Below are 918 nucleotides of genomic sequence, written 5' to 3'. Positions count from 1 at the left end.
AATATTATAGATATATCAAGCGACATAGAAGTAATAAAATCAACATTAAAAAAATAGTATTTGTATATTTTTTGACAATTTACCTTTAATTATATATAATTGTTTTATTATTTAAACAAATAATATTGAAGGGAAAATAATGAAAGGTTCTATTGTAGCTATAATATTTGTAATAGTTAATGTTGTAGCTATTAGTATATTTATGATAGTAACTACTACTTCTATAAAAAAATCTATTCTCACTGAAGAAAAATTATCAAGAGAATATTTAAATAATATATTAGATATTTATTCAAAAAAAAGGTCTGCCTCTATACAATATTATAACGCAGTATCAAAAATACCAAGACTAGATACATACACACTAAGTTCATTAAGTAATTATATAACAAGACTAAGTAAAATAGATATAGATGATAAATTAATAGAAAAACCACTAACCTTTCAAGAGTTTCAATATATTCAAGCAAGGATACAAGAAAATATTAATAAAATAGATTATACAGCAAGAAATTATCCTGTTCTAAGGACAAATCAATTTTATATGGAAGCTTTAAGAATAATAAGACCTATAATACAAGAAGAGAGAAAAGCAATAGAAGCATATAATACACATGTAAATGAATATAATAGATTATCAACAATGCCTCCTTCAAATATAGTAGCGGGTATTATGGGAAAATTTCCTTTCTTGGCATTTGAAACAGGCACAAATATCATTTCTCAAACAGCACATATATTTCAATAGTATTAAATTAATTTATATATACTAAAAATTTTTCACTTTTTTATTTTAATTATTTGCGGAGACTAGCCCACGCTCCCCCACTTCTTTTGCGACTGAAAGGAGTCCTTCAGGGCGACCTAAGGAAGTTCCTGTGACTGAAAGAAGTACCTTTAGGTATGGTATTGGTATAA

Annotated in this window: 1 protein-coding gene; it reads left to right on the top strand. The window is 25.7% G+C overall.

The genetic code is table 11. The features are described 5' to 3' along the window. Positions 1-139: 139 nt before the first annotated feature. Entirely contained in the window at positions 140-748 is a 609-nt protein-coding gene (locus E6A48_RS11405) for a LemA family protein (RefSeq protein ID WP_219710433.1), read from the top strand. The last annotated feature ends 170 nt before the right edge of the window (positions 749-918 follow it).

Source organism: Brachyspira pilosicoli, assembly GCF_019402445.1.
Lineage (GTDB): Bacteria > Spirochaetota > Brachyspiria > Brachyspirales > Brachyspiraceae > Brachyspira > Brachyspira pilosicoli_B.
This window is presented reverse-complemented; position numbering and strand designations above follow the sequence as displayed.